Origin of the sequence: Sorangium sp. So ce117 (genome assembly GCF_051524395.1) — a bacterium.
Taxonomy (GTDB): Bacteria; Myxococcota_A; Polyangia; order Polyangiales; family Polyangiaceae; genus Sorangium; species Sorangium cellulosum_B.
This window is the reverse complement of sequence record NZ_CP150309.1, coordinates 10,468,733-10,495,499: the sequence shown is the minus strand read 5'-3', so window position 1 is coordinate 10,495,499 and position 26,767 is coordinate 10,468,733. Positions and strand designations below refer to the sequence as shown.

General features: G+C 71.5%; 21 protein-coding genes. 11 read left to right on the top strand and 10 right to left on the bottom strand.

What is annotated here, in order from left to right; all coding sequences use genetic code 11:
* Nucleotides 1-4: 4 nt before the first annotated feature.
* Nucleotides 5-451, bottom strand: coding sequence for a universal stress protein (locus WMF46_RS39365; RefSeq protein WP_437981916.1), 447 nt, complete (start codon nucleotides 449-451; stop codon nucleotides 5-7).
* Nucleotides 426-2,603, bottom strand: a complete 2,178-nt coding sequence (locus WMF46_RS39360) for a DUF2079 domain-containing protein (RefSeq protein WP_437981915.1) — start codon at nucleotides 2,601-2,603, stop codon at nucleotides 426-428. The genes WMF46_RS39365 and WMF46_RS39360 overlap by 26 nt, the downstream gene beginning before the upstream one ends.
* 147 nt (nucleotides 2,604-2,750) lie before the next feature.
* On the opposite strand from WMF46_RS39360, the gene WMF46_RS39355 reads away from it, so the two are divergent.
* Nucleotides 2,751-3,389 carry a hypothetical protein gene (locus WMF46_RS39355; RefSeq protein ID WP_437545335.1) on the top strand — a complete coding sequence of 213 codons (639 nt, stop codon included), beginning with the start codon at nucleotides 2,751-2,753 and terminating at the stop codon, nucleotides 3,387-3,389.
* Between the two features lie 61 nt (nucleotides 3,390-3,450).
* On the opposite strand, the gene WMF46_RS39350 is transcribed toward WMF46_RS39355, so the two are convergent.
* The 3 genes from WMF46_RS39350 to WMF46_RS39340 all read right to left on the bottom strand — a co-directional run bounded on the left by WMF46_RS39350 (nucleotide 3,451) and on the right by WMF46_RS39340 (nucleotide 6,624).
* Nucleotides 3,451-4,434, bottom strand: a complete 984-nt coding sequence (locus WMF46_RS39350) for a lysylphosphatidylglycerol synthase transmembrane domain-containing protein (protein ID WP_437981914.1) — start codon at nucleotides 4,432-4,434, stop codon at nucleotides 3,451-3,453.
* A gap of 112 nt (nucleotides 4,435-4,546) precedes the next feature.
* Entirely contained in the window at nucleotides 4,547-5,512 is a 966-nt protein-coding gene (locus tag WMF46_RS39345) for a glycosyltransferase family 2 protein (RefSeq protein ID WP_437981913.1), read from the bottom strand.
* Nucleotides 5,513-5,808: 296 nt separating this feature from the next.
* Nucleotides 5,809-6,624 carry a hypothetical protein gene (locus WMF46_RS39340; RefSeq protein WP_437981912.1) on the bottom strand — a complete coding sequence of 272 codons (816 nt, stop codon included), beginning with the start codon at nucleotides 6,622-6,624 and terminating at the stop codon, nucleotides 5,809-5,811.
* Nucleotides 6,625-6,948: 324 nt separating this feature from the next.
* On the opposite strand from WMF46_RS39340, the gene WMF46_RS39335 reads away from it, so the two are divergent.
* Complete coding sequence (locus WMF46_RS39335; protein ID WP_437981911.1) at nucleotides 6,949-7,692, top strand: DUF434 domain-containing protein; 744 nt, start codon at nucleotides 6,949-6,951, stop codon at nucleotides 7,690-7,692.
* A gap of 16 nt (nucleotides 7,693-7,708) precedes the next feature.
* Here the strand turns inward: WMF46_RS39335 and WMF46_RS39330 are convergent, their stop codons facing one another.
* Nucleotides 7,709-8,668 (bottom strand): NAD-dependent epimerase/dehydratase family protein, encoded by a 960-nt coding sequence (locus WMF46_RS39330; protein WP_437545326.1) that lies wholly within the window; start codon nucleotides 8,666-8,668, stop codon nucleotides 7,709-7,711.
* A gap of 673 nt (nucleotides 8,669-9,341) precedes the next feature.
* Here WMF46_RS39330 and WMF46_RS39325 point away from each other — a divergent pair.
* Together WMF46_RS39325 and cysK are read left to right on the top strand one after the other, a co-directional pair.
* Nucleotides 9,342-10,412 carry a sulfate/molybdate ABC transporter ATP-binding protein gene (locus tag WMF46_RS39325; protein WP_437741684.1) on the top strand — a complete coding sequence of 357 codons (1,071 nt, stop codon included), beginning with the start codon at nucleotides 9,342-9,344 and terminating at the stop codon, nucleotides 10,410-10,412.
* 51 nt (nucleotides 10,413-10,463) lie between these two features.
* The gene (gene cysK / locus WMF46_RS39320) at nucleotides 10,464-11,420 is read left to right on the top strand and encodes a cysteine synthase A (RefSeq protein WP_437981910.1); all 957 of its coding nucleotides are present in this window, start codon (nucleotides 10,464-10,466) and stop codon (nucleotides 11,418-11,420) included.
* Between the two features lie 4 nt (nucleotides 11,421-11,424).
* On the opposite strand, the gene WMF46_RS39315 is transcribed toward cysK, so the two are convergent.
* Nucleotides 11,425-12,177, bottom strand: a complete 753-nt coding sequence (locus WMF46_RS39315; protein ID WP_437981909.1) for a hypothetical protein — start codon at nucleotides 12,175-12,177, stop codon at nucleotides 11,425-11,427.
* A gap of 240 nt (nucleotides 12,178-12,417) precedes the next feature.
* Nucleotides 12,418-12,951: a hypothetical protein gene (locus WMF46_RS39310; protein WP_437981908.1), complete on the bottom strand. Its 534-nt coding sequence runs from the start codon at nucleotides 12,949-12,951 to the stop codon at nucleotides 12,418-12,420.
* Between the two features lie 91 nt (nucleotides 12,952-13,042).
* Between WMF46_RS39310 and WMF46_RS39305 the strand changes: the two genes are divergently transcribed.
* The 7 genes from WMF46_RS39305 (at nucleotide 13,043) to WMF46_RS39275 (ending at nucleotide 23,814) form a co-directional block, all read left to right on the top strand.
* Nucleotides 13,043-14,107 carry an AAA family ATPase gene (locus tag WMF46_RS39305; protein ID WP_437981907.1) on the top strand — a complete coding sequence of 355 codons (1,065 nt, stop codon included), beginning with the start codon at nucleotides 13,043-13,045 and terminating at the stop codon, nucleotides 14,105-14,107.
* Nucleotides 14,104-16,242 (top strand): hypothetical protein, encoded by a 2,139-nt coding sequence (locus WMF46_RS39300; protein ID WP_437981906.1) that lies wholly within the window; start codon nucleotides 14,104-14,106, stop codon nucleotides 16,240-16,242. Before WMF46_RS39305 ends, WMF46_RS39300 begins: the two co-directional genes overlap by 4 nt.
* The gene (locus WMF46_RS39295; protein ID WP_437545315.1) at nucleotides 16,239-17,477 is read left to right on the top strand and encodes an ABC transporter ATP-binding protein; all 1,239 of its coding nucleotides are present in this window, start codon (nucleotides 16,239-16,241) and stop codon (nucleotides 17,475-17,477) included. The genes WMF46_RS39300 and WMF46_RS39295 overlap by 4 nt, the downstream gene beginning before the upstream one ends.
* Nucleotides 17,474-19,222, top strand: a complete 1,749-nt coding sequence (locus tag WMF46_RS39290) for an ABC transporter permease (RefSeq protein WP_437981905.1) — start codon at nucleotides 17,474-17,476, stop codon at nucleotides 19,220-19,222. The genes WMF46_RS39295 and WMF46_RS39290 overlap by 4 nt, the downstream gene beginning before the upstream one ends.
* Before the next feature lie 236 nt (nucleotides 19,223-19,458).
* Entirely contained in the window at nucleotides 19,459-20,709 is a 1,251-nt protein-coding gene (locus tag WMF46_RS39285; RefSeq protein ID WP_437981904.1) for a serine/threonine-protein kinase, read from the top strand.
* Between the two features lie 878 nt (nucleotides 20,710-21,587).
* Nucleotides 21,588-22,814 carry a hypothetical protein gene (locus tag WMF46_RS39280; RefSeq protein WP_437981903.1) on the top strand — a complete coding sequence of 409 codons (1,227 nt, stop codon included), beginning with the start codon at nucleotides 21,588-21,590 and terminating at the stop codon, nucleotides 22,812-22,814.
* A 139-nt stretch (nucleotides 22,815-22,953) separates the two neighbouring features.
* Nucleotides 22,954-23,814 carry a hypothetical protein gene (locus tag WMF46_RS39275; RefSeq protein ID WP_437981902.1) on the top strand — a complete coding sequence of 287 codons (861 nt, stop codon included), beginning with the start codon at nucleotides 22,954-22,956 and terminating at the stop codon, nucleotides 23,812-23,814.
* Nucleotides 23,815-23,853: 39 nt separating this feature from the next.
* On the opposite strand, the gene WMF46_RS39270 is transcribed toward WMF46_RS39275, so the two are convergent.
* A complete protein-coding gene (locus WMF46_RS39270; protein ID WP_437981901.1) occupies nucleotides 23,854-25,713 on the bottom strand; it encodes a hypothetical protein in 1,860 nt (619 codons plus the stop codon).
* A 207-nt stretch (nucleotides 25,714-25,920) separates the two neighbouring features.
* Entirely contained in the window at nucleotides 25,921-26,433 is a 513-nt protein-coding gene (locus WMF46_RS39265) for a hypothetical protein (protein WP_437981900.1), read from the bottom strand.
* Nucleotides 26,434-26,767: the final 334 nt, after the last annotated feature.

Genomic DNA, 26,767 nt, shown 5'->3' with positions numbered 1-26,767 from the left:
TACATCAGGCCGGTTGGGGTCCCCGTATCGACAGGACCGGGACCTTTGCCGATCTCACCACCCGCTGCGCCACGCTGCCGAGCAGCGCCCGCGCGACCGCCCCGCGCGCGTGCGTCCCGATCACGATCATCTCGGCGCCGATCTCGTCCGCGAGGCGGCAGATCTCCTCGTCGGGGACGCCGGCGCGCAGCACGCCCGAGATCTCGACGCCGGGCGTGGCGCGCCGGCGCTCGAGCACCTGATCGAGGCTCCGCTGCGCCGCATCGGCGATGCGCGCGGCGTCCTCGGCCGAGGGGATCAGGGACGAGCCTTCCGGGAAGCTGTAGACGGGCACGCTGTAGACGTGCGCGACGACGATCTTCGCGGACAGCTTGCGGGCGAGCTCGATCGCCGTGTCGAGGGCGATCTCGGAGGTCGCGTTGAAGTCATGGGCCAGGAGGAGGGTCTTCATCTTGCTCCGCGGTGGTGGAGGGCGCAGGCGGCGCGCCGCCGTCCTTTCGGTCCAGCTTTCGTAGCTCCGGAGGCGGGTCTCCGGTAGGGGGCTCGTCGGAGGCCGCCGGCGCCGGCGGCTGCGCCTTCGACGGCGGCTTCACCCGCTTGAACAGCGCCATCTTCTTCAGCCGGCTGAGCTCCTCGAGCTCGCCGCGCTTCACCGCCGCGTTGTGGCGCTCCAGGTCCTTGCCCTTGAGCTCCCCCTCGTCGAGCAGCACGTACTGGACGGTCGCGCCGCGGTCGCCCGGATAGAAATAGGCCTCCTTCCGGTTCGACACGTGCGGTCCCATCTTGCTCGTCGCGCCGACGATGGCGCTCTTCGGGATCGCCTCCACCTGCTGCCGGACCCAGGCGTAGGTCGCCTCCTGGTCGGGCGTCAGCTTGCGCGCCACGCGGGAGAAGCCTCCCCTGAACGACGCGTTCTCGACGAGGCCGCCGAACTTCCACGACATCAGCGCGGCCGCCACCACCATGGCGGCGAGCAGCGCGCGCGACAGGCGCCGCCCGTCGAGCCCGTAGTACGCGGTCGGCCCGGAGCCCTCGAGCCGCTTGAGCGCGATCGGCGTCAGCACGAACGCGATGGGGAAGAGGATCGACGAGTACTGGAAGTGGATCGAGAACACCGCGTCGCGCGAGGCGAGCAGGCAGAACAGGAGCCCGTAGGCGAGCATCCAGCGCCCGGGCTTGGCGAGGAAGGGCAGGAAGCAGAGGGGGACGAAGATCTGGAGCAGGAAGATGATCTTCGGCTCCTCCAGCAGGACCTTGAGCGCGAAGACAGGGTTCGTGAGGAGGGAGACGAGCATGCCGCCGAGCCCGCTCCGGTTCGGCATGAGCTCCTCGTAGTAATAGGCGAACGAATAAGCGTCCTTGCCGGACATGATGATGCCCGCCGACGTCATGAAGAACAGCTTCACGATGACGAAGTAGACGAGGCTCGTCGCGATGGTCACCCAGCCGAGGCGTGTCCTGCCCGGGCGCCGGTCGAAGATGGCGTAGAGCCCGATGAAGCACATCAGCAGGGAGACGTCCTCCCGGCAGAGCAGCAGCACGGCGAGGGTGACCCAGTACAGCCTGTCCCTGCCGGTCTCGTAGAAGTAGAGGAGCCAGACGACGAGCGGCGAGATCAGCGCGAGCGAGTGGAACTCGTACATGTTCGCGCCGTGCAGGGCCGGATAGATGGCCCACACGGCGGCGAGCAGGAGCGCCTTGCCGCGGTGAGCGAGCTTGTCGCGCGCGAGCAGGTACACGGGGACGACGCCGGCGCCGAGCCACGCGGACTGGAGGATGAGGAGGAACTCCGCCCTCGGATAGATCAGGTAGAGCGGCGAGAGCAGGATGAGGATCGGGTCGAAGTGCGCGGAGCCGTGGTAACCGGCCTTGAGCCAGGAGCAGCCGAGCGGCCGTCCGTGGATCGTCTGGTAGAAGATGTTGTCGTAGTACCCGAGGTCGGGCGTCCTCGTGTGCAGCGCGCGATGGTTGGTGATCGCGAGCCGGGAGAAGAAGAGCGTGTAACCCGTCCACATCGCGAGCAGGGCCAGCGACGGGAGCCACCGCGCGACCGTCGCGAGCGCGCGGCTTCCGCGGGCGGGCGCGCCATCGAGCTCGGACGCATCGTCGAGCCCGGGCGAGAGCCGCGCGCGGCGGCCCCAGGCGTAGGCGCCGGCGCCCGTGGCGATGGCGGCGAGGGCGGCGAAGAAGATCGTGCTCTTCGGGCTGTCCTTCTCGATGTTCGGGAGCTTGAGCGCGGCGACGAACGGGAGCGCGAGCAGGGGGATCAGGGCGCGGTTGAGGCGGCCCACGGTGCTCACGAAGTCCCACGAGCGGGTGCGGGCCCGCCGCGCCAGCATCACGAGGAAGTAGGCGAGCGCGACCCCCACGATGGCGGCGACGGCGCCGCCGGCCATCCAGCGGCGCTCCACCTCGGTCAGCTTGTTCGTGTCGAGCTGCGCGTGCCGGCTCGGGTGGATGAAGACCCAGGCCGTCACGGCGATGCTCATGCCGTAGAGGATCGGCCACGGCGCCAGGGTCAAGGCGGCGCGCGCGAGCCGCTCGAGGGCGCCGTCGAGCTTGGCGAGCGCGCTGTTCAGCCTGGTGCGGTGGTTCTCTAGCATAGGTGAGGCGGGTCCTCGGCTACTTGACCCTACCCCCCGCTGTCAAGGAGCGGGGGGAACATCGCGAAAGGACGCGGAAGGACGTGTAACGACGCGAGGGCGCGGGAAGGGCAGGGCGCCACGCGCGGCCCGCGGTAGAATGGCGCCATGTCGCACTACCGGGATCATCTCGATGCGGCTCGCGCGCGCATCGAAACCCTCGAAGCCAAGCTGAAGGAGCGGGATGCGGCGCTCGCCGCCCGGGACGCGGAGATCGCGGAGATCCGTGCGGAGGTCGAGCGGTTGCGTGACGGATCGGACGATGATGGGCCGCCCGACGGGCCGCTCGGCCGGGGCGGCGGGCAGCGGGCCCTGCTGGTGGCGCTCGCGGTGTGCAGCTTCGCCACCGCGACGGGCTATGCGATGGTGCGCCCCTCGCACTGCCTGCAGCGCGGCGGGGCGTACCCTCCCTCTGCCGAGGTGTCGCTGCGCTCTCACGAGGGGTACGACGCCTTGTCGAGCCGGGTCGATGGGGCGCGCGTCCGGGTGGGCAAGGCCGCGGGCGCGGCGCTCGAGCACGGCCGTGTCCGGGCGAAGCGCTGCTGGCAGCCGGACGGGCCGAGCGGGGAGGGGAGCGTGACCGTGACCTTCGCGCCGAGCGGTGAGGCCCACGTGGCGCTGGACGGGGCGCCCTTCACCGGGACCGAGGTCGGCGCGTGCGTGGTCGACGCATTCCGAGCCGCCGCGGCGCGGGTGCCGGCCTTCGAGGGGGAGCCTCTTCGGCTCACGACCCCGATCTCGCTCTGAGTCCATCGAAGGAGCTCGTCGCTCGCGCTCGCCCCTGCGGGCGACGGAGGAGCTCGGGGCGCTAGCCGGATCCGGGGGTGGAAGGGGCCGGGGAGGTGGGCGGGGGGGCGAGCTGCCAGCTCACGAAGCCGACGGCGACGACGATGAGGTAGATGACGGCGAAGACCAGCAGGCCGAAGCTGACGCCGTGCTCGGCGGTGAAGCCGAGCGAAGGGAATACGAGGGAGAAGAAGAACTCTCGGACACCTACGCCGGCGATCGAGATCGGCAAGAGACCGAGCAGGTTCGCGATGGCGAGCAGGCAGGTGACGTCGAAGAGCGAGAGCGGTACGCCGAGGGCGCGCGCGATGAGGTAGCCCTGCGCGAAGTTGACGACGAACGTCGCCACCGTGACCGGGAGCGTGAAGAGGAGCCCGCGCCCGACATGAGCGCGCAGCGCGACCAGGAAGCGGCTCGCCGCGCCGGGCTCCGCGCTCTCCGACGGATCCTTCGCGAGCTTGCGCGAGAAGGCGAGCAGCAGCCGCTCGGCCAGCCCGGGGATGAGCAACACGAGGGGCGCCAGGACCGTGAGCGCGATTCCACCCCACGTCAGCCAGGCCAGGCGGCCGGCGATCACCGCGCTGTAACGGGCGACGCCGACCGCGACGAACGCGGCGAGCACGTAGAGATCACACAGCCTGTCCATCACGACGGTGGCCAGCCCCTCCGCGTAAGGCACGCCGAGGTCGTGGCGCAGGTAGCGGATCCGGAGCAGGTCGCCGACCCGCCCGGGGGTCAGCATGCCAACGTAGAGCGACGTCGCGTAGGCGCTCCACGCACGCCGAAGCGGATAGACGATGCCCCGGGCACGCAGCAGCGCGTCCCAGCGGACCACCTTGAGGTGGATGTTGAGGACGTTCAGCGCCGCCGCGAGCGCGAGCGGGCCAGCCGAGGCCGATACGACCGCGCCGAGCACCGCGTCCCGGTCGTCCATGCGCACGACCACGAGGACGAGCAACAGCGGGCCAATCAGGCGGACGAGGGCGCGCAGGGCGGTGCGGGTCACGACGGCGAACCCCGGCCGCGCGCTCAGCGCGGCGCCGCGGAGCAGAGGGCCTGAAGCGAGGGGAGGCGCCCGGACGCGGGGACCCAGGACCGCTCGAGGCGAGGCTCGGCGATCACTCGAACTCCTCGCGGATGGGCGGCTCGTCTGCCAGGTGGCGCTGCTGCATCTGGAAGGTGAGGAACTCGCCGATGAAGCCCATCGAGAAGAACTGGATGCCGAGGAGGATCATCAGCACGCCGAGGAGGAGCAGCGGCCGGTCCCCGATCTTGTGACCGAGCAGCCAGAGGAACGTCAAATACGCGTTGATGGTCACGCCGGTCGCCGCGAAGACCAGGCCGATGAGGCCGAAGAGGTGCATCGGCTTCTTCGAGTAGCGCGTGAGGAACATGACGCTGAGCAGGTCGAAGAAGCCGCGCAGGATGCGCTCCAGTCCGTAGCGCGAGGCGCCGTACTTGCGGGCGTGGTGGCGCACCGGGATCTCCGTGACGCGGAAGCCTTGCCAGGCGGCGAGCGCCGGGATGTACCGGAAGAGATCTCCGTAGATCGGGATGGTGCGCAGCACCTCGCGACGGTAGGCCTTGAAGCCACAGTTCATGTCATGGAGCTTCACGCCCGTGACCGCGCGGACGGTCCCGTTGAAGATCCGGGACAGGACGAGGCGATTGGCGGGGTCGAGGCGGTTGACCTTCCAGCCCACCACGACGTCGAGGCCCTCCTCGACCTTGGCGATGAAGCTCGGCAGATCGGCCGGGTCGTCCTGGAGATCGGCGTCCATCGTGACGACCACGGTGCCCCTCGCCTTGCGGAACCCGGCCGTGAGCGCCGTCGCCTTGCCGAAGTTCTTCCGCAGCCGGATCCCCTTCACGACCGGGTTCTCCGCGCGGATCCTGGAGATGACGCCCCAGCTGTCGTCCGTGCTGCCGTCGTCCACGAAGATGAGCTCGTAGGAGAAGCGCCCTTTCAAGGCCTGATCCACCCGCTGCGCGAGCTCCATCAGGCTCTCCGCCTCGTTCAGCCCCGGGACGACCACCGAGACGTGCGGCGCCGCCGATGCGGCCGGCGCGATGGAAGGCGCCATGAGGCTCGGGCGAGGATCGAAGGCGGAGAGGCCGAACGTCGCGCGGTCCTCCGGAGCCTCGTGAGGGGCAGGTGTGGGGGGCTGGTCCACAATCACGGCGGCGGAGGATAGCAGAACGTCACGAGAAGGCGCGGTTCCGTCCGAGAACGCGCTGCAAGCGCGACGGGAACAGGGGCAGGACGTGCTGCCGGTCACCGTCAGGGGAGAGGGAAGCGCTGCCGGGGGCTGGCAGGGGGAGAGGGAAGCGCTGCCGGGGGCTGGCGCGGGGCGAGGCGCGTCTTCAGGTGTCGGACGCCTCAGGCGGGGGTGCTCTCCGGCCCGTCGAGCCGTGGCAACGGTGGTTCCGCGGTGGCCGTGTCGCCCTTCTCGTCGGCCGTGAGGGCGCGCTGTGGGCTCCGCTCGAGCAGCGCCAGGAAGGGCGCGTGGAGCGCCTCGAGGAGCTCGCGCTGCTTGCCGCTCGGCGTGTGCTCGAGCAGCCAGCTGATCTCGTCGTGGATGGCGTTGAACGCCGACGCACACGCGGTCATCGCCTCGAGGATGCGCTTCGAGCGCGCGATCGCGCGCGTCTGGCCGGAGCTCCGGCCGAGCCCCCTGGCGAGCGCCGTTGTCGCCTCCTCGATGCGCTTCAGGTACGCGCCGGCGCCGATCTTCTTCACGTCGGCGGAGCGCGGCGCCTTGCTCGCGATGGCGACCTGGCGCCAGCCGAAGTCGACCTCGGCGTCGTACCCGTACTGGGTCTGCTCGGTGCCAGCCCCCGCGAGCAGCGCGCCGCGCAGCCGGATCGCCGCGTCGCGGTGGGCCGGATCCCTGCCCTCGGCCGCCGACGCGAGGAACAGGTGCAGCGCTCGCTGGGCAGCGTCCCACGCCGCGTCGAGCTCGGTGAGCGCCGCGGCCGACGCCACCCCGAGCGCCTCGTCGAGCGCCGCGATGCTCCAGAGCGCGCGCAGCTTCCAGACCACCGGCCTCGGCGCCTCGAAGAGCAACGCCGTCGGGACCCGGCTCGGGACGTCGTACCTGCCGATCAAGACGCCCTTCCACGCGCCGTGCTCGAGATCCCGCGCGAACGCGCTGAACGCCTTGTCCGTGACGAAGCTGTATCCGTGGGCTGCCATCGTTCGCTCTCCGCTCCTCCCCCAGAAACCGCGCATTTTAGCGAGGCGCGCGCGCTCTGCCGCAAGCGCTTTCCTCCAGGCGCCCGGTCGGGGCCTTGCTCGGTGCGCGCCGGGCGAGCGGGGCGCCGAGGCGCGTCCCGTGCAGGAGCACGCGCCGCTGGAGCAGCGGCTCCTGGGGTGGAGGCTGCTCGCGCCGATCGAGGCGCGGAGCGACCAGGCGACCTCCGCGACACGAGCGCTCGGAGGCGACCCGGGTGTGGTAATCGAGTCGCGTGGGGAGCCGACGGCGTGACAGCGTGCTGATGCGCCAAGGAGGAGGGTGACGTGGCGGGCGAACACAGCGGCGCGCCGCGCGGCGGACACCCGGACGATGAGCGGCTGTTCGGCCCCGATGCCGTCCGGACGCTGCGCGTGGCCTTCGAGGAGGTGACGTGGCTCCTCGGCCGCGGCTATCCGCTGCGCACCGCGATCCGGACCGCCGGCGACCACCACCAGCTGGCCGCACGCCAGCGCCTCGCGCTGCAGCGGGCCGCGTGCTCGGACGCGCAGCGGGTGTCGCGTCTCGCGCGCTGCGTGCCGTGCTCGTCGCTCCAGGGCGCGGAGGCGAACATCGACGGCTTCAACCTGATCATCACCCTGGAGGTGGCGCTCGCGGGCGGGCTGCTCGTGCGCGGGCCGGAGGGGGCGCTGCGCGATCTCGCGGGGCTGCGCGGCAGCTACGCGCCGATCGCGGAGACCGACGCAGCCCTCGATCGGATCGGCGACGCGCTGTCCGGCGCCGGCGCGGCGCGCGCGCGCTTCCTCCTCGACGCGGCCATCCCCAGCTCCGGGCGGCTGCGCGCGCGGATCCTGGAGCGGCTCGGGGGCGCGCCCCTCTCGATCGAGGCGACGCTCGTCCCCGATCCCGACCGCCTCCTCGCGGGGGCGGCGGGCGTGATCTCGTCCGACAGCGTCGTCCTCGATCGCTGCGTGCGCTGGGTCAACCTCGCGGACGAGATCGTGGGCGCGCGCGTGCCGGCGGCGCGCGTGGTCGAGCTCGTCCCTCGCGGAGTGGATGCCGGCGCGTGAGGGCGCGGAGCGCCCGTCACCGGCAGAGCCCGAGCCGCCTCGTTTGCCAGGCGACCTGCGCCGCGAGCCCCTCGCGCAGGGGCACCCGGGGCACGTACCGGAGCGCCGCCTGCGCCGCCGCGGTGTCCGCCCAGGTGCGCCGGACGTCGCCGGGCTGCGGCTCTCCCCGCTCGACGCGCACGGGTCCTGCGAGCTCCCCCAGCAGCCCGAGCGCGTCGTTGAGGCTCACCCGCGAGCCGCCGCCGATGTTGAACACGCCGACCGCGCCGCCCTCCATGGCGTCGACGTTGGCCTGCACCGCGTCGCTCACGTACGTGAAATCGCGCGTCTGCTCGCCGTCGCCGTACACGCGGACCGGCTCGCCCTTCAGCACGGCGGCGATGAACCGGTGAAACGCCATGTCGGGGCGCTGCCTGGGGCCGTACACCGTGAAGTACCGGAGCGAGATCGTGGGCAGGCCGAAGTTGCGCCGGTACAGCTCGCAGAGCTGCTCGGCGGCGAGCTTCGTCACCCCGTAGGGGGAGTGGGGGGCGGTCCGGCTGGATTCGTGCATGGGCACGTCCCCCGTGTCGCCGGAGGGGTCGCCGTAGACGGAGGAGGACGAGGCATAGACGAGCTTGCGCACCTGGCCGTGCGCCCTGGATGCCTCCAGCAGCCGCTGGGTCGCGAGCACGTTGTCGCGCAGGTAGACCTCGAAGCTCTGTCCCCAGCTCGGGCGCACGCCCGCCTGCGCCGCCTGGTGGAAGACGACCTCGCGGCCCGAGAGCAGCGGGCGGAGATCGTCTGTCGCGAGGTCGGCCGTCGAGAGCGAGAAGCGCGGTTCGCCGCGCAGCCGTGCCAGGTTCCCCTCCTTGAGCTCGCGGGCGTAGTAGTCGGTGAAGCGGTCTACCCCGAGCACCTCGTGCCCGAGCTCGATCAACCGCTCCGCCAGGTGGGAGCCGATGAATCCGGCCACCCCCGTCACCAGACAACGCATCCGCCTTCCGTCCTGGTCCTGCCGCGTCGCGGCTTCGCGTCCTATCCAGCCGCGCCGCGGGCTCCGGTCCCGGGCCTGCCGCGTCGCGGCGCGGCAATGCTAGCACCTCGGACCGTCCGTTGAGTCGGGCAGCAGCCGTCCGCGCGAAGCCCGCCGCACCGCTGAGTTCGTTCCGGGGTTCGGGAATCGACTGGGAACCGACCGAGGTTGGAGATAGTGGACCGACCGAGGTTGGGGACCGGGTTGCGGACCGACATCGGACCGACCGAGGTTGGGGACCGGGTTGCGGACCGACATCGGACCGACCGAGGTTGGGGACCGGGACCGACCGAGGTTGGGGAGCGGGGACTGACCGAGGTTGGGACCGTAGGTTGAGACCGACCGAGGTTGGGACCGTGGGACCGGGACCGAGATTGAGGACTGACCGAGGTTGGGGACTGACCGACCCGGGAGGGGGACGGCCTGAGCACGGGCTCCGCGCTTCCTGTCCTCTGTCAGCCTTTTTGCATCAGTTCGCCCCCACCCTTTCTTGCAAATACACCCACCTTTCCGATGTGCATTTCTGAATCTGGTTGCGCCTACCCGCCCGGCAGGCGACGCTGGTGCGCGCTCGGGCCCTCGCTTTTTCTGTCCGAGGCGCGATCGAGACGGGTCGGAAGGCTAGCTGTTGCTTATGGGAATTGTTGTCGAGCGGCTCACGAAGCGGTTCGGTCCGAACAAGGTGGTCGATGACGTCTCGTTCGAGATCGAGAGCGGCGCGCTGGTCGCGCTCCTCGGGCCGAGCGGAGGTGGCAAGAGCACCGTCCTGCGCATCATCGCCGGGCTCGAGAGCCCCGACTCCGGCGAGGTCGTCCTGAACGGCAAGAACGCGACCACCACCCGCGTCCAGGACCGGAACATCGGCTTCGTCTTCCAGAACTACGCGCTGTTCAGGCACATGAGCGTGCGCGACAACATCGGCTTCGGCCTCAGCATCCGGAAGCGGCCGCGGAAGGAGATCGCGACCACCGTCGACGAGCTCCTCAGCCTCGTGCAGCTCGACGGGCTCGGCGGCAGGTTCCCGCACGAGCTGTCCGGCGGCCAGCGGCAGCGCGTCGCGCTGGCGCGCGCGCTCGCGCCAGGCTCGTCGCTGCTCCTGCTCGACGAGCCGTTCGGGGCGCTCGACGCCAAGGTCCGCCTCGAGCTGCGCGAGTGGATCCGGAGGCTCCACAAGGAGCGAGGGATCACGAGCGTCTTCGTGACCCACGATCAGGAAGAAGCGATGGACCTCGCCGATCGGGTCATCGTGCTGCACAAGGGGCGGGTCGAGCAGATCGGCACCCCGGAGGAAATCTACGACCGGCCGGCGACCGAGTTCGTCGCGAGCTTCGTCGGGTCGATCAACGTGCTCAAGGGGGAGGTGCGCGACGGCCAGGCGGCGCTCGGTACCCTCGCGGTGCACGCTCCCCCCGGCACCGGCGACGGCGCGAGCGTGCACGCCTTCGTGCGTCCGCACGACATCGAGGTCCACACCCGGATCGACTCCTCGAAGACGCCCGCCGCCGACGACGCCAGCGTCGCGCGCGTCGAGCGGCTGTCGCGGGTCGGGTGGATGGTCAAGGCGGAGCTCCGCCTCTCCGACGGCCAGCCGCTCTCCGTCGAGCTGACCAAGGATCGCGTCGCCGAGCTCGGCCTGTCCGAGGGGGACAGGGTGCTGGTAAATCTCCGAGACGCCAAGATCTTCGTGCAAGATTACTCCATCTAGCCCGCTGGCCGGCGCTCCCGTCTGGCCAACGGCCATCACGGGAGGCGGCACGTGGCTTCAATCTTCGACGACATCGCGGCGACGATCGGGCGCACCCCCCTCGTCCGCCTGAGCTCTGCGGGCAAGGGTCTGCGCGCCGAGCTGATCGGCAAGGTCGAGAGCCGGAACCCAGGCGGCAGCGTCAAGGATCGCATCGGCCTCGCGATGGTCGAGGACGCGGAGCGGCAGGGCAAGCTGAAGTCCGGGAGCGTCCTCGTCGAGCCGACGAGCGGCAACACGGGCCTCGCGCTGGCGATGATCGCCGCGGCCAAGGGCTACCGGCTGATCCTCACGATGCCCGAGTCGATGAGCCCGGAGCGGATCGCGCTGCTCAGGGCGTTCGGGGTCGATGTGCTGCTGACGCCCGGGTCGCTCATGGTGCAGGCCGTCGCGCGGGCGCGGCAGATCGTGGAAGAGACGCCCGGCGCGGTGATGCTCCAGCAGTTCGAGAACCCGGCGAACCCCGCCGCGCACCGCGTGACGACCGCGCGTGAGATCTGGGAGGACACGGACGGGACGGTCGACGTCGTGGTCGCCGGCGTGGGGACCGGCGGGACGATCACCGGCGTGGGCGAGGTGCTCAAGCAGAAGAAGCCGGGCGTGAAGATGATCGCGGTCGAGCCCAAAAACGCGGCCGTGCTGAGCGGCGGCCGCGTGGGCGCGCACCTGATCCAGGGCATCGGCGCGGGCTTCGTCCCGAAGATCCTCCGGCGCGAGCTCATCGACGAGGTGGTGCCCGTGTCCGAGGACGAGTCGTTCGACGCCGCGCGCCGGCTCGCCAAGACCGAGGGCATCCTCGTCGGCATCTCCGGCGGCGCGGCGATGGCGGCGGCGCTGTCGATCGCGGCGCGCGACGAGATGCAGGGAAAGAGGATCGTGGTGATCCTTCCCGACGGCGGGGAGCGGTACGTCACCTCGCCGCTCTTCAAGGAGCTCGTCGGCTGCGCTCGCGCGGCCGTGCCCCGCTGAACCGCTAGGGAAGGCAGCCGCACATCGGGTCGCCTTCCCTGCAGACGCACTCCGTCTTCCTGGGCGCCTGCGGCGCCGCCGGCCTCGCGGCCTTGACCTGGAGGGCCTCCCGGTCGCGCTTCGCCGCGAGGAGCTTGCGCTCGAGCTCCGCCTTCTCGGCCTGGCTCCGCACCGTCTGGTACGCGAGCGTGAGCTCGCCGATCTTCCTCTCGCTCGACGCGAGATCGCTCTGGAGCGTCGCGAGCCGCTGCTCGTGGGCGGCGCGCGCAGCCGTCTGCTCGGCCAGCGTCTGCTCGGCCTCCGGCTTGAGCTTGCCGAAGAACACGCCGAGCGTCGCGGCGAGCACGACGACGAAGAGCGCGCTCCCCCCCGTGACGAGCTGCTTGAGCCGCCGCTTCTGGGCGTCCCCCGCGAGGGCGGCGAGCCTCCGCTCGTGCTCCTGCTGCCTCTCCATGGCCTCGATGCGCGCGCGCTGCTCGGCCTCGAGGCGGGCCTTCTCGACGGCCGCAGCCCGGATCCCCTCGAGCCGCGCGGCCTCCTCGCGCGCCTGCTCCTCCTCGCGGCGGGTCCGCTCCTCCTCGGCCCGGATGCGCGCCGCCTCCTCCGCCCGAGCGCGCCGCTCAAGGGCGCGCCGCGCCTCTTGCTCTGCGAGCGCGCGCTGTCGTGCGGTCTCCTCCTCCTCGCGCAGCCGCTGCTTCTCGAGGCTCATGAGCTGCTTGAGCGAGAACAGAACAGAGCTCTCCTGGATCTCGGCCATGACGGATCGACCTCCTTGCCCGCGCCGGGGTGCGGAGCGCACGGCGCACGCCGACGAGCGCGGCTCCAGCGGATGAACTCCGCTTCTCCGGCCTCGCTCTCACGCGCGGTGTGCTCTCGGTTCGCCCGTTGGACCGAGCGACGAGATGGAAGCTTGGATGGCTGAGGAGCCGAACGGGACGGGCGCGGGGGAAGCGCCGCGAGGGGTATGGAGTGATGAGGGGCGCCGCGAGCGGCGCGATCACTCGATGCGGACGGCGACGAGGACCTTCATCCACACCCCTTCGGGCGGGATCGTCTTCGTCAGATCGACCTTGCCTTCCCAGTCGACGTGCACCGTGTAATCGCCGCTCTCGTCGTCCTTGTAGAAGAAGGGCCGGATGTCGTCGTGATAGACCCGATCGAGCGGGACGATGCGCTCCCCGGCAGGCATCGGCGCCTTTTTGGCGACGACGGTCGACTTGCCGTCGACGACGGCCGAGGCGGAGACGCTCTTGAGGAAGGTGAGGTCAGGCACGTTGTCGTCGCGTGCTTCCAGCCGGATGTACATGAGCTCGGCCCTGTCGACGGAGTTCGGGTCCTCCGAGACGGAGAGCTCGCTCCATCCGGAGAAGGTCGACTGCGAGGTGGGCTTCACGAGGAACTTGGTCTCCACCTCATGCTCGCCGACGACCGAGGCACAGGCGCTCGCGCCGAGCGACAGCGCCACGGTGAGCGCCGCGCCGCTGCGCGCGGCAAGGCAGAACGACGCGAGCTCACGGCGACAGGTCAACATAAGCATCCTCATTCGCAAGACATAGCATGTGGCGAGGTCCGATCGACGCGCGGGGCGCGGCCGGCTATCGTCGTCGGCCGAGGGCGACCAGATGGCGGCGGAATCAGGCGCGGGTATTGACGGCGGGCAGGGCACGGCCCCTGCGCCTTTCGAGGCGAGGCTCGCGCTCGCCCAGCGGACGAGCACGCGGCTGCGAGAGGCGATCGGGCAGGCCGTGGTCGGGCAGGACGATGTCATCGAGCAGACGCTCTGGGGGATCCTCGCGGGAGGGCACGTCCTCCTCGAGGGGGCGCCCGGGCTGGGCAAGACGCTCCTCGTCAGGACCATCGCCGGCTGCCTGGATCTCGCGTTCTCGCGCATCCAGTTCACCCCGGATCTCATGCCGAGCGACGTGACGGGCACGAACGTGCTCGTCGCGGCGGCGGACGGCTCGCGCCACTTCTCGCTGCACAAGGGGCCGATCTTCGGGCAGGTGATCCTGGCCGACGAGATCAACCGGGCGACGCCGAAGACGCAGAGCGCGCTGCTCGAGGCCATGCAGGAGCACGCGTGCACCATCGCGGGCACGCGGTACGCGATGGAGGAGCCGTTCTTCGTGCTGGCCACCGAGAACCCGATCGAGATGGAAGGGACCTACCCGCTGCCGGAGGCGCAGCTCGATCGGTTCCTGCTCAAGGTGCTCGTGCCGAGCCCGACCGAGGATGAAATGACCGAGATCATCGCCCGGACCACGGGCCACGATCGCGGGCCGCCGCCGCGGGTGCTCACCCGCGACGACGTGCTCTCGCTGCGATCGCTCTGCCGCGACATCGCGGTCGCCGAGCCGGTCATGCGGTACGCGTCGCGGCTCACCCGCGCGAGCGATCCGGCCGCCGAGGGGGCGCTCGAGATCGTGCGGAGGTCGCTCCGGTTCGGCGCCGGCGTGCGCGGCGCGCAGTCGCTGGTGCTGGCCGCGAAGGCCGTGGCGCTGCTCCAGGGAAGGGCGCACGTCGCCTTCGCCGACGTGCAGCGGGTCGCGAAGCCGGTGCTCCGCCACCGGATGATCCGGTCCTTCGAGGGCGAGGCGGAGGGGATCACGACGGATCAGGTGATCGCGGCGCTCCTCTCCGCGATCGAGGCGCGGCCCGAGCCCGTGGCGCAGGCGATCCGGCGATGAGGCGCGCGGAAGAGCCGCGGGGGCAGGCGATCCGGAGCGGGTCGCCGAGGAGAGGCGCGAAGGGCCTTGCGGGGGCGGCGTCGCTCGCCGCGCTCTTCTCGGCGGGGCCCGCGTCCGGGCAGGCGCCGCCGGTGTCGACCGCGACGGCGCTCGCCGTCGACGTGGCGCCCGTGCTCGGGACGAGCGGCGGGGTGCCCTGGGGCTGGAACCAGGTCGTCGTGCGCATCCAGAACAACGGCGGCCGGGCGGCCAGGGGCGAGGTCGAGGTCGAGTCGAAGCGCTACTCCGATGAGCGCGTCTTCGTCGCGTCGGCGCCGTACGCGGTCGGGGCGGGCGCGTCCGTCGACGTGCGCGTTCCGGTGCACGTGTCCCCTTTCGGCGACGTGCAGGTGCGGGCGCTCGATGAGGGCGGAGCGCAGGTGTCGTCGCAGGGGCTCTCGTCGACCTCGCAACACGCGGTGGTGCTCTTCGACGTCAGCGAGAGGTCGCTGCTCCGCGGGGGCCTCCACGACGCGCCGATCGCGCCGCTGTACATATCGACCAGCCGCGCGCCCGGGGGGACGCCGAGCCCTGTCCTCTGGGTCGGGCAGCCTCGCTTCGACAGCGCGACCGGCGACCCGCTGCTGCCCGACCGGGCGGCCCTGTACAACGCGGCGGACGCCGTGCTCATGCGCACCGACACGTTGTCCAGGCTGAGCGGCTCCGAGCTCGAGGCGCTCGCCGGCTTCGTCCTCTCCGGCGGCACGCTGGCGCTGTCCGTCGCCCGCCCCGAGGATCTGCGGCACCCGACGCTCGCGGCGTTCGTCGGCGGTGAGGTCGCGAGGGCGGCCATCGCGCCGCCCACCCTCGCGGAGATCGCGCCGCCCGGCGGCTCCAGCGGCTTTGGCAAGCAGGGCAACGTGCTCCTGCCCGCGCCGAGCGCGGCCCCCGCGGTGGCCGAGTCGCTCTGCGGCTGGTCGGGCGGCAACCTGCGCGGGAGCGCGTATGGCAGCTCGGCGTTCTACGGCCTCGGCGAAGTGCACCTGCTCGCGTTCGACCCCACGCGCGCGCCCGCGGCCAGCGACCCGTGGGTGAAGATCCGGGTGGCCGATCTCGCTCGCCGAGCCTACGACCGTCGCTCCACCGTGGCCTTCCGCCCGGGGGAGGATGCGATGGGCGTCGACCTCGATCCGGTGCGGCGGGAGCTCGATCCGAACGAGAGCTCCCGCTGGGCGATCGGGGTCTCCGCGCTGCTGCTCTGCATTTACGCGGTGCTCGCCGGTCCGATCAATTTCTCGCGCGCCGCGCGGCAGGGGAGGCCGCTCCGCGCGCTCTGGTACCTGCCGGTGGCCGCGGCGGTCACGTTCGCGGTGATCGTCGGCGTGGGCCTGCTCGCGAAGGGGGTGCGCGGCCGGGCGCGCCACCTCACGCTGATCGAGGCGGGGGCCGGCATGACGAAGGGGGCGGTGCGCCGGTTCCGGGGCTTCTTCGTCGCCAGCGCGGAGGAGCTCACGGTCCGCACGACCGACGCGAGCGGCGTGATCAGCACGGCGGTGGTCGCCGAGCTCTCGGAGCGGCGCGACCGGTTGCTCGTGGATCGCGACGGGGCCCGGCTGACGAAGGTCGCGGCGCTCCCCTGGCAGACGGTGATCGTGCGTGAGGACGGGGCCGCGTCGCTCGGCGACGGCATCGCGATCGTCGCCGATCCGAGCGGCGATGTCGTCGTGATCAACCGGAGCGGCCGCGACCTCCGGGCCGGCGTCCTGTGGCTACCGGAGGGCGCGGCCCGCTACTTCGCCCGCATCGGCGACGGGGAGAGGGTCTCGTCGCGCGCGGGGGTCGATCTCGCGGCGCGGAGCGAGGGGCAGGGCTGGCTCTCGCACGCGGGCTTCGGGCGGCGGGTCGGCGGCATGGACGTCCACGACCTCGGCGGGAGGCTGCTGGCTCCGCTCCTCGAGCCCGACGCGCCGGGGCTAGGCGCTGCGTGGCTGGCCATCGAGGTGGCGGCCGGTGGATCGGTCGACTGGTTCCCGGCCGGCGTGCCCGTGCTGTTCGGCCAGCTCGACGGCGGCGAGGGGCGCGTGAGCGACTCCGGGTTGCGGATCGACAGCGACCGCGTGCTCGTGCGGGTCCTGGGCTACGGAGGCCGGCCGTGAGCGCGGCGCTCGGCGGCGCTCTGCCCTCCGGGGCGCAGATCGAGCGGCCTCGGCCGACGATCCGCGTCCGGCACCTCTCGCACCGCTTCGGCGCGCTCGACGTGCTGAAGGACGTCACCTTCGACGTGGGCCCCGGCGAGATCTTCGGCTTCATCGGGCCGAACGGCGCGGGCAAGACGACGACGATCCGGGTCATGGCGACCTTGCTCGAGCCCATGGCAGGGCGGGTCGAGATCGACGGCGTCGACGTGACGATCGACCCCGCGGCTGTCCGCCGCAGCATCGGGTACATGCCGGATCACGCCGGCGTCTACGACAGGATCACGGTGCGCGAGTACCTCGAGTTCTTCGCGGACGCCTTCAGGGTTCCGTCGCTCGACGTGGTCGACGCCGTCCTGGAGCTGACCGACCTCGGCAAGATCCAGGACCGGATCGTCGCCACGATGTCGAAGGGGATGAAGCAGCGCCTCCAGCTCGGGAGGATCCTGCTGCACGATCCGAAGGTCCTTATCCTGGATGAGCCGGCGAGCGATCTCGATCCGCGCGCGCGCATCGAGATCCGCGATCTCTTGCTCGAGCTCCGGAGCCTGGGGAAGACGATCTTCCTCTCGTCGCACATCCTCACGGAGCTCTCCGACGTGTGCACGTCGATCGGCATCCTCGAGAAGGGCCGCCTCGTCGTCGCCGGGCCGATAGGGGAGATCGCCGCGCGCCTCGAGGCGGTGCGCGCGGCGCAGGCGCACGGGCATGCGCCGCCGCGTCATGGCGCCGCGCCGGGCGCGTACGGGCCGCAGGCGCACGGGCACGCGCCGCCGCGGCACGGACCCGAGGCGGCCACGCCCGACGGCGCGCCGGTGGATCCGGCCGCCGTCGATCGCGCGCAGGCCGGCGGTCCGCCGCCCGGATACGGCCCGCACCCGCCGCACGCCGCTGCGCCGGCGAGCGCGGGGCAGGCGGCCTATCCGGCGCTCTCGCAGATCTCCCGGCGCAGGGTCAAGGTGCGGGTCCTCGGCGATCCCGAGGCAGCGGCCTTGCTGGTCAGGGGCGGGCCCGGGATCACCGACGTCGACATCGTCGCCGGAGCCGTGCACGTCGGTTACGTCGGCACCGACGTGAAGATCGCCGAGATCGTCCAGCACCTCGTGCGCAGCGGCGTCGGCGTGATCGGCGTCGAGCCGGAGCGCAATGAGCTCGAGAGGATCTTCCTGGAGGTCACGCAAGGAGAGGTGCAGTGAGCGTGCAGACTGGCACATTGCCGCCCGCCGGTCCGGCGTCGCAGCGGCTCGTCGATCGGGCGCGGCATCGCGTGGGGCGCATCCTGGGCGAGCCGAACCCGATCTGGATCCGTGAGCTCAAGCAGGCGGCGCGCCTCGCCCGCACGCCGATCATCCTGCTGGTGCTGGCCGTGCTGATGGCGCTGCTCGTGGCGACCATCGGCGGCATCGCGGCCAAGGAAATCGCGCCTGCGAAGACGGGCGTGATCCTGTTCCAGGTCTTCTTCTCGCTCGCGTACTTCGTGGTGGCGCTGGTCGGGCCGGCGGTCGCCGCGAACAGCATCGCCTCGGAGCGCGAGGGGCGCACCTGGGAGGCGGTGCTCCTGACGGGCATCCCGCCCGGCGAGATCGCGCGAGGCAAGTTCCTCGCCGCTTACACGGCGATCTCGATGTACGTGGTGATGCTCGCGCCGGTCGGGGCGCTGCCGTTCCTGTTCGGCGGGATCACGGCGATGGAGGTGGTGATCGCCTTCCTGTTCCTCTTCTTGATCGCGCTGCTCAGCGTGGCCTTCGGCCTGGCGATCAGCTCGAAGATGGGGAGCTTGCGCGCGGCGATCCTCGTCACGCTGCTGCTCGCGTTCCCGCTGTCGATCGGCCTGTTCTCGGCGGGCGGCTCGGGGCTCTCGTACGTGGCTCACCTGGCCTGGCCGGAGGTTCCCGAGGGGCTGCCCATCTGGCTCCCGATCGCCTACCAGCGCGCGCCGCTCGGCCTCGATTACGTGCTCTTCCTGATCCTCCTTCCGATCGCGGCGGTCGGCATGCCCGCGTGGTTCCTGTACCAGGTGACCGTCGCGAACCTCACGAGCGAGAGCGACGATCGCTCCTCCGGGCTGAAGACGTGGTTCGCGGTCTGCGCCCCCGTGACGACCGCCGCCGTCGCGGTGCCGGCGTTCGCGGTGGACGCCTCCGATCGCCTGCCCGCGATCGTCGCGGGCGTGTGCGTGGCGCTCTCGTTTCTGATCTTCTGCGTGTTCCTCTTTGCCGGAGAGCCGATCGGCCCATCGCGCCGCGTCGAGGTGCACTGGGCTCGGAGCCGCGCCAGCCGGCTGCGTCGCTTCTTCGGCCCCGGTGTGATGCGCTCGGCGTACCTCCTCCTCGCGGTGGGGGTCCCCGCCATCACCGCGCTCTGGGTCGTCGGGCACCGGCTGAGCCTCGGCGTGCCCGTCCCGACGCCGGAGATCCAGGCGCAGCAGGTCCAGCACGTCGCCGTCTACGCGCTCGCCGTCTACGTGTTCCTCGTCGGGCTCGGCGCGTTCCTTCGCGCGCGGATCGCCTCGCCCCTGGTCACGCGGGCGCTCCTCCTGACGCTGCTCTTCACGATCGCGGTCGGCCCATGGATCGTCGCCGCCATCGCCGGCCTCGTCGCGGAGCTCGACACGAGCGAGAGCGCTCTCCTCGTCGCGGCCCCGTCGCCGTTCTATGCGTTCGTGATGCTCTCCAAGGCCGATCAGGGCGACGCAGGGTCGGTCATGGCCGCCGGGTACATGGCCGCAGCTGGCTGGGTCGCCGTCGGGCTCGGCCTGCTCTCCGCGGCCCGCGCGCGCTGCGCCGCCGTGGTCGCGCAACGCGAGGCGGCCTTCGCCGAGACGGACGCGCTCCTCGCCCGGGAAGACGAGGCGGCGCTCGCGGCGGAGCAGGCAGCGCCGCCGCACGCGGCCACGCCCGAGCACGCGGAGCCAGGGAGCGCCGCGGGCACCGCCGCCTGATCACGGGGCGTGATCGCGGCGCGCTCCGAAATTGTACGTGCGCGTCTCTTTGTGTGGAAATTTGAAACGCGTCCGGGGAATGCAGCAGGATGCGCTGGCGCAGATCTGTCGAAATCTTGGGCGTCCCGTGGTGAGCGTGTGAGAAGAGCGCTCGCGCGCTCGAGGTCCGGGAGCGAGAGGGGATCTCGATTCCTCGCGTCGTGTGACGATGGCGGCACCACCTCGACCCGCAGAGGATGGCCTTGCCTTCGCACGAAGACTGCCGATGCGCGGCGCCTGAGCTGAGCGATACCTTGCTGGATGGAACGCCGTACCGGCCTGTGCGCCGGCTCGGGCGAGGGGGAATGGGCGAGGTGATCGAGGCGGCGCACGTGGGCCTCGACAAGCCGGTGGTGGTGAAGCTCTTGCACCGCGACCTGAACCGCGAGCCGCGGCTCGTGGAGCGGATGCGCGTCGAGGCGCAGTCGCTGGCGTGGCTCGCCCACCCGAACCTGGTGACCGTCACCGATTTCGGGCGGACCGCCGAGGGGAGGACGTTCCTCGTCATGGAGCGGCTCTACGGCCGGACGATGCGCGAGGAGCTCGCGGCGCGCGGCGCGCTGCCTGCGATGGAGGCGCTCGAGCTCGTGACGCAGACGCTGGCGGGCCTCGCCGCGGCGCACGGCGCGGGCATCGTTCACCGCGACGTGAAGCTCGAGAACCTCTTCGTGTGCGACGCGGATGCGCAGGGTCGGCGCGTGGTGAAGGTGCTCGACTTCGGCATCGCCAAGGTGGTCGCTCCGCGCGGCGATGGGCGCGCGCCGGCGCCGTCGCTCTATCAGACGGAGGAGGGGGTGCTCGTCGGTACGCCGCGCTATCTCTCGCCCGAGCAGGCTTGCGGGCTCGCCGTCGATGCGCGCGCCGACGTGTATGCGGCCGGCGTGGTGCTCTACACGCTGGTCGCCGGTCGCGATCCGTTCGAGCATGTGAGGCGCGTCCACGAGCTCGTGCGCGCCCATGCGAGCGAGGTCCCCGCGCCGCCGTCGAGCCACGCGCCACGACCGGTGCCGCCGGAGCTCGACCGCGCGATCATGAGGGCGCTGGAGAAGAGCCCGGAGCTCCGTTTCCCTGACGCAGCGGCGTTCGCGGCGGAGCTGTCGCGCATCGCCGCAGGGCTTTCGGGAGGGGTGGATGGTGGGTCGGTCGTGCCGTCCGGGTCGTACTGGCAGCGCACGGCGCCGCTGACGCTGCCGCCGGTCCGGGCGCCGGCGCTCCCACCGACGTTGAGCGCGACCGTGAAGGCGTTCGGCCTCACGGCGGCGGATATGGCAGCGCGGCCCGCCCCAGGGGCTGCGCTGCAGCGGGCCTCGGAGGCGCACAGAAGCAGGCCGCGGCGCGCGCGCCGGCCCGCGCGCCCTCAGGCCAGCTGGGCGGCCATGGGATTGCTGGTGGTGAGCGTGGTGCTCTTCGGCTTCACCCTGGCGCTGCTGGTGAGCTTCGTGGGCTGACAGGCGGGTACGGCGTCGTCGCCGCGGATGCCAGGAACGTCACCCGGTGTGACGAACCCGCTACGATGCGGGCTGCAGAATGGGAGCGCCGGCGCTGAGAGGGGCAACCTGGGTCGGAAGCGTCAACCTCGGAGGGGTCAACCTGGTCAACCTCAGGCGCGGTCGAGGTCAACCTGGGTGCGGGCCACGAGGCAGCTCAACCTGGGTGCGGGCCACGAGGCAGGGTGCGGGCCAGAAGGCAGCTCGGCAGCTCAACCCGGGTGCGGACCGTCGTGGACCGTCGCGGACCGTGGATGCTGGATGGGTGCAAAAAATCGATGTCGTGGCACGCGGGAATTTGGGCAACGCAGTAGTGGACAACACGCGCGTGGTTCGGTGTGGAAGCAAGAAGGTGGCCAGGGTCAACTTTGCGCGCCGTCGACCCGCGGAGCCGCGCCTCGCGCGACGTCATGGTCCGCGACACCGGCGCCTTCGAGCATCGGGAGCCGCCGCGGTCACGTCCGTGACGGCGGCGGCTCCCGATGCCCGAGCCCTGCCATGGAGCGGCCTTGGCATCGCTCCGGAGGGGGTGGTGACGCTTGGGTGCGTGGTGGTGGCGGCCGGGTGGAGTATCTTCGGGTCCATGCCGTGGCCCTGTCCCCGAGCGAGCTCCGAGGTACCGTGCGCGGACCAGCGCATGTTCGACGCTGGCCTCCGCCGCCCCTGGGCTCGTCGGAGCGCTGCCGCGGCACCCGCCACACCGTCTGCGGTGCAGCGGTCGAGGCAGATCACCTCGGGAGCGCGCCCATGACAGCGCGGCGTCTTGTACCGGGGGCTCGATGCGCTGCTGCTCACGTGGGGCAGCAGCGCGCCTTTTGCGCGTGGCGAGAGGGGCAGGCATGACCAACAGGAACGCGAACAAGAGCTCGCCAGGGCAGCCGGCGGCTCAGGGCGCTGCGGGCGACGCCGCGCCGCAGCAACCGACGCTGCCGCAGCAGCCGCCGCGCGGGTACGACACGCCGAATTTTGCATCGCAAGAGCACCCCTCACCGGCGCAACAGCGAGCGCTTACGCAGGAGCCGCGCCGCAGACCTGAAGAAGGGAACACCGGCCCCGCAGCGCCGCCCGCGGAGCGGATGGTGCAGTGGGGCGAGCCCAGGCCGCGGCGTCGCCAGGATCGCGAGGCGGGGCCGAGCGACAAGCAGGTGTATGTTCCTCCGGTCACGCTGCCTCCGAACCGAGAGCACCAGGCGATGGATCTGCAGAAGATCCAGGTAGCGCCGTCGCTGTTGAAGGGCGTCGACGAACGGAACCGGCCGACGATGCGCAGGATCCCTGTGCAGGGGTTGCCGGGCCCCCCGACTCCCGATGGGCAAGGCGGCGCGCGTCCCGGTGGCGTCCGCACGGCCCGCGTCGGTGTGGGCAGCGGCGTCTGGCCGCCGCCGGAAGACGAGTCGTCCGGCTCGCGCGGGCAGTCGTCCCGGAAGCAGCGGCCGATTGCAGCGGCCGCTCCCCCGCCAGCTGGCGCGCCTCGAGCGGGGCTGCAGTCGACCGCGGCGCGGACCGATGACACCGCGGTGACCGCAGCGGCCGCCGCGGCGGTGCTCGCGGCGCGCCGCCGCCGGGCCCCGCTGGCGCTCTTCGCGTTGCTCGTGTTTCTGGGGAGCGCGACGGTCGCAGGCTTCTGGGTGCTGTGGCGCGCCGCCAACCCGACGAGCGAGCAGGATCCGGCGCTGGCCGAGGGCGGCCGCGCTCCCACGCCCGATCCCGCTGGCCTCGCGACGCCCACCCCGAGCGCGCAGCCCGAACCTCCGCCCCCGGTGGCGCTCGAGCCGCCGCCCACCGCAGAGCGACCCGTTCCCGCCGCGCCCGAGGTTCCGACAGCGTCGCCCACGGCGGAGCCGAGCTCGCCGCCCGCTCACTCCGCGGCCACGGTCGCCGCCCGTCCGTCATCACCGCGCCCTGCTGTGCAGGTGAGGCGCCCGGTCAAGCCTTCGACGGCGGTGGACGACTTCTACGACTCGGCTGTGAGCCCTCCGATCCCACCCTCGGCCCCGCCGTCCGCGCCCTCCGCGTCGCCCACAACGCCCCCGGGGACGACCGCTCCCCCGCGTCCGTTCCCCTGAGGCGTCGCCTCTCCGGATTGCATTCCTCCCGCCAGCCATCATGCGAAAGCCATTCTTGAAATACCTGTCTCTACTCCTCCCGTGCGCGGCGGTTCTTCTGGGGCCGAGCGTCGCGAGCGCGACCGGCGAGGCTCGGCTGATGCCGAACTCTCCGACCGACGCCCCGCCTGCGACGTCGCGCGCGGGCGAGCGCGCCGCGCAGCTCTACCGGGAGGGGAACAGGTTCTACGATGAAGCGCGATTCGCCGAGGCCGAGGCGCGTTATCAGGCGGCGTGGGATCTCCAGCAGAGCTTTGACGTGGCCGGCAACCTCGGGAACGTCGAGCTGGAGGTGAACCAGCCCCGCGAGGCGGCCGAGCACCTCCTGTACGCGCTCAACACCTTTCCGCTCGGCGAGAAGGCCGAGAAGAAGAGCTTTCTGCAGAAGCGCCTCGCCGTCGCCAGGTCGCAGGTCGGCGCGCTTCGTATCAACGTGAACGTCGACGACGCCGAGGTGCTCGTCGACGGCAAGATCGTCGGGCATTCGCCCCTCGACACCCAGGTGTTCGTCGATCCCGGCAAGCGCAGGATCGAGGCACGCCGCGCTGGCGCCAGGACGTCGACGTCGCTGCTCGTGGCGAGGGGCTCGGACCAGAGCATCGCCCTCAGCCTCGATTCGGGCCCGAACATTCCGCTGGTGGTCGCGGGCGGGGCCGTCGGGCTGCTCGGGCTCGCGTCGGGCGTGACCTTCGCGATCCTCTCCACGGCAAAGGGCGAGTCCGCAGCGACGGAGCCGTTCGGCAGCGCGAGGCGCACCGACCTGCGCGACGCCCAGACCACGCTCGCCAACGTCTCGTTCTGGAGCTTCCTCGGCGGCGGCGTGGTGCTCGCGGGGACGGCCTTGTACGCGTTCTCCACGTCGAGCCGCACGCCGGTCACGAAGGCCGGGCTCCCCCGGCTGTATGCCGCGCCGTTCGTGAGCGCGGAGGCGAACGGCCTGCTGCTGGGCGCGAGCTTCTAGGCCGGTGGGCGCTGCGCGCTCCACGTCTCGTCCCCGGACTCAGCGCGGCTGGAAGTAACGGCCTACCTGCTCCCGGTACTCCTCGGGGACATCGCTGCGCTCGACACCGCCGACCTCCTGGGGACCCACGACACCGAGCGCGCTCTCGCCGCGCACGTTGGCGGTGTCTCCGGCGCGCCCGGCTGCTCGGCCCGTCACGATCCCCGGCATCGGCCTACCCGGGTTGAGCCTCGCGCTGGCCTGTGAGCGCAGCTCACCCCCGGCGATCGCGCCGGTCTGCCCTTCGTGGCTGCCCGAGCCGCCGCCCTCCGAGTGACCTGGCTGCGCCGACCCCTGCTTGCCGGCCCCGCCCCCCGACGAGCCCTGCTGCCCGCCCTGTCCGCGCTCCTGGCCGCCCAACCCCGGTTGGCCTGACCCGCCTGCGATCGGCACCGGGAGCGGCGTCCCCCCGAGTTGCCCCTCGGCCTCGCCCGCCCCGCGCTGTGCATCGTCGAGCGCTCGTTGGCGCTTCGATTCCTCGCTGCTCGGGCTCCCCTCCTGGGCCATCTGGCGCAGCTGTTCCTCGAGCTGCTGCTGTCCGTCCGGCGTCTCGATCTGCCGTGCGAGCTCGCGCATCTGCTCCTTCGACATGGGCTCTCCGAGCGCGCTCTCGGGGGACTGCGCCACCCGCTGCTTCAAGAGGTCGGCGAGCCGCTTGCGCTCCTCGGGGCTCAATTTTTCGAGCGCCTTCTCGAGGCTGCCAGCAAGCCGCCGCGCGTCGCGGTCGCTGCCGGTCCGGGCGAGCTCGCGGAGCGCGTCGCGCCCCTCGTCGCCGAGCCCGTCGCCGAGCGCCTCTGCCAGCTCCCTCAACGCGTCGGCCTGCTCGCCGCGCTGATCCAGCAGCTTGCGCTGTTCCTCGAGCGCCTTCGCCACGCCGGGGGCGCCGGCCGTCTTGGCGGCTTCGGCGGCCTCCTCGAGCACCTTCCTGGCCCGTTCGCGGTCGTCCCGTTCGAGCTTGTTCGCGAGCCGCGCCATCTCCTCGTCGAACGCCACGAGGTCGCGATCGCCGAGCGCCTTCGCAGCCCGCTTCAGCTGGGGGTCGTCTCCGAGCTTGCCGAGCGCCGACTCCATACCATGACGCTGCTCGCCCTCGCCGAGCGATAGCCGCTCGGCCGTGATCGCGTCGCGGAGCCTGCCGAGCTCGGCCTGCGCTTCGCGGCGCTCGACGCCGCTCTTTAGCTTTTCGCGGAGCCTCTTCGCGTCGTCCGAGAGCTTTTTCAGCCGATCGTGTTGCTCTGCGTCCCGAGCGTCGATCTCGGAAAGCTGGACCACCCGTCCGAGGCCGGCGATCTCGGCGAGGCGCACCTGCTCGGCCCCGGGTGGGGGCGCTGCTGCCGCGGGCGCTGGCGGCAGGGGAAGCCAGCTGAGATAACCAATGGCCGCTGCCGCGAGGGGCGCTCCGGCATGCCAGCGTCGCCCCAGGGGCGTGCGGACCTGCCGAGCGGTGGCGGCATCGAGGGCCGCGGTCGCATGGGCGAACACCACCTCGCGGGCCGCGGATGCGCTGGCACCGGGCGCGCCGTCCACCGCGTCCTCGGCTGCTGCGAGCTCAACGGCCGTGGAGACCGACTCGGCGGAGCCGAGCTTGCCGTCGAGAAACAACGCGACGTTCGGGTCATTCCACCGGCGCCGGCGTGCCACCGCTGCGCCGGCCACGGCGCCGAGCAGGCCGCCCGCGGCCATCCAGGGGCGCAGCGCGCCTTGCCGCATGTGCCAGGCGACCGCCGCGCCTACCGCGCCGAGCATCATCCCAGCGGCGGCGCCGGTGAGGACCAGATCGAGCGCGAGCCGCCGCCGGACGCGGCGAGACCACCGAGCGAACGCGGCGCTGAACCTCCGCCGGGGAGACGCATCGACCATGGATCGAGGTGTACCTGCGGGCCGACGCGCCGGCCAGAGCTGCTTCGGGGCGCTCCTCCAAGCCTCATTGCGGCACGCCGTGCCCGACGTCGCGCCCGGTGCGAGCGCCTCGCGCGCTGTGGGGACGCCCTGTGGAGCGGCGTCGGTCATTTTGCGCCACGACGCGCCGCGGAGGAGCTGTCCTCGGACATATCGCGCCCCGCCCCCTCAGGGGACGAAGCACCATTTCAAGTGGAATGACGCGAACTCGAGGCGCGCTGGGACAACGTCCTGGGCAGCGCCGAGCAAGTTCAGGCCACAGTCAGCGAAAGAGAACTTGCATTCGTGCGAGTCCTCGGACGATGTCCGGAGCGTCGCGTGGCAAGAGCCATAGAAAAGCGCATCGTCGACGTACATTCGCATGTTCACGACAGCAGCGTCGCCGCCCTTGCGCTTGCTGCCGAGCAGATGGAGATCGAGGTAGTAGAAGCCCCTCCTGTCCTTCGAGTGATCCACCAGCTCCAGATTGGTTTCGCCATTGAGGCGGGAGCAGTCAACGTCCCAGCTGTCGTCGAATCCGGCGACAGGCAGCTTGCCGCTATCCCCCGTGTCAAGCACCAAGCTCTCCCCGTTCACGGTCATGACCGCCATGCCGTACGCTTCAGGAATTTCCGGGCTAGTAGAGCACCCGAACGGCGAGAGCGACAGCACGAGGCCTTGGGCGAGGAGGGGTCGGTGCATGGGAGTTCTCCAGCAGCATGGCGGGCGAGAGCATCGCACGAGGTCGACAACCATGAACGCGCGCAATGTGGTTGATCCATGCGCCGTGCCAGATGTCAACCGGAAACGGAGGCCCCTGTTGGGCCCGTGCCGGGCTGACTGCGGGGCTGCGGCGCTGACCGACGTTGCCGTTGACTGTCGACCTGACCGACGTTGCCGGTCTGCCGGCCCGGCCTGCCTGTCTGACCGACATTGCCTTGGTGGTAAGACCCGATACGTGTTGTCTACGAGGCGGTCCCAGGCAAAGGCCATGGCGGGCGCCGGCGGAAAACAGGAGCCGCCAGGATCTCGAAGA

Coding starts and splice junctions, on each gene's coding strand:
- WMF46_RS39365 (WP_437981916.1), bottom strand. CDS start 451: ATGAAGACCCTCCTCCTGGCCCATGACTTCAACGCGACCTCCGAGATC.
- WMF46_RS39360 (WP_437981915.1), bottom strand. CDS start 2,603: ATGCTAGAGAACCACCGCACCAGGCTGAACAGCGCGCTCGCCAAGCTC.
- WMF46_RS39355 (WP_437545335.1), top strand. CDS start 2,751: ATGTCGCACTACCGGGATCATCTCGATGCGGCTCGCGCGCGCATCGAA.
- WMF46_RS39345 (WP_437981913.1), bottom strand. CDS start 5,512: ATGGCGCCTTCCATCGCGCCGGCCGCATCGGCGGCGCCGCACGTCTCG.
- WMF46_RS39340 (WP_437981912.1), bottom strand. CDS start 6,624: ATGGCAGCCCACGGATACAGCTTCGTCACGGACAAGGCGTTCAGCGCG.
- WMF46_RS39330 (WP_437545326.1), bottom strand. CDS start 8,668: ATGCGTTGTCTGGTGACGGGGGTGGCCGGATTCATCGGCTCCCACCTG.
- WMF46_RS39325 (WP_437741684.1), top strand. CDS start 9,342: ATGGGAATTGTTGTCGAGCGGCTCACGAAGCGGTTCGGTCCGAACAAG.
- WMF46_RS39315 (WP_437981909.1), bottom strand. CDS start 12,177: ATGGCCGAGATCCAGGAGAGCTCTGTTCTGTTCTCGCTCAAGCAGCTC.
- WMF46_RS39310 (WP_437981908.1), bottom strand. CDS start 12,951: ATGTTGACCTGTCGCCGTGAGCTCGCGTCGTTCTGCCTTGCCGCGCGC.
- WMF46_RS39305 (WP_437981907.1), top strand. CDS start 13,043: ATGGCGGCGGAATCAGGCGCGGGTATTGACGGCGGGCAGGGCACGGCC.
- WMF46_RS39300 (WP_437981906.1), top strand. CDS start 14,104: ATGAGGCGCGCGGAAGAGCCGCGGGGGCAGGCGATCCGGAGCGGGTCG.
- WMF46_RS39285 (WP_437981904.1), top strand. CDS start 19,459: ATGGCCTTGCCTTCGCACGAAGACTGCCGATGCGCGGCGCCTGAGCTG.
- WMF46_RS39280 (WP_437981903.1), top strand. CDS start 21,588: ATGACCAACAGGAACGCGAACAAGAGCTCGCCAGGGCAGCCGGCGGCT.
- WMF46_RS39275 (WP_437981902.1), top strand. CDS start 22,954: ATGCCGAACTCTCCGACCGACGCCCCGCCTGCGACGTCGCGCGCGGGC.
- WMF46_RS39270 (WP_437981901.1), bottom strand. CDS start 25,713: ATGGTCGATGCGTCTCCCCGGCGGAGGTTCAGCGCCGCGTTCGCTCGG.
- WMF46_RS39265 (WP_437981900.1), bottom strand. CDS start 26,433: ATGCACCGACCCCTCCTCGCCCAAGGCCTCGTGCTGTCGCTCTCGCCG.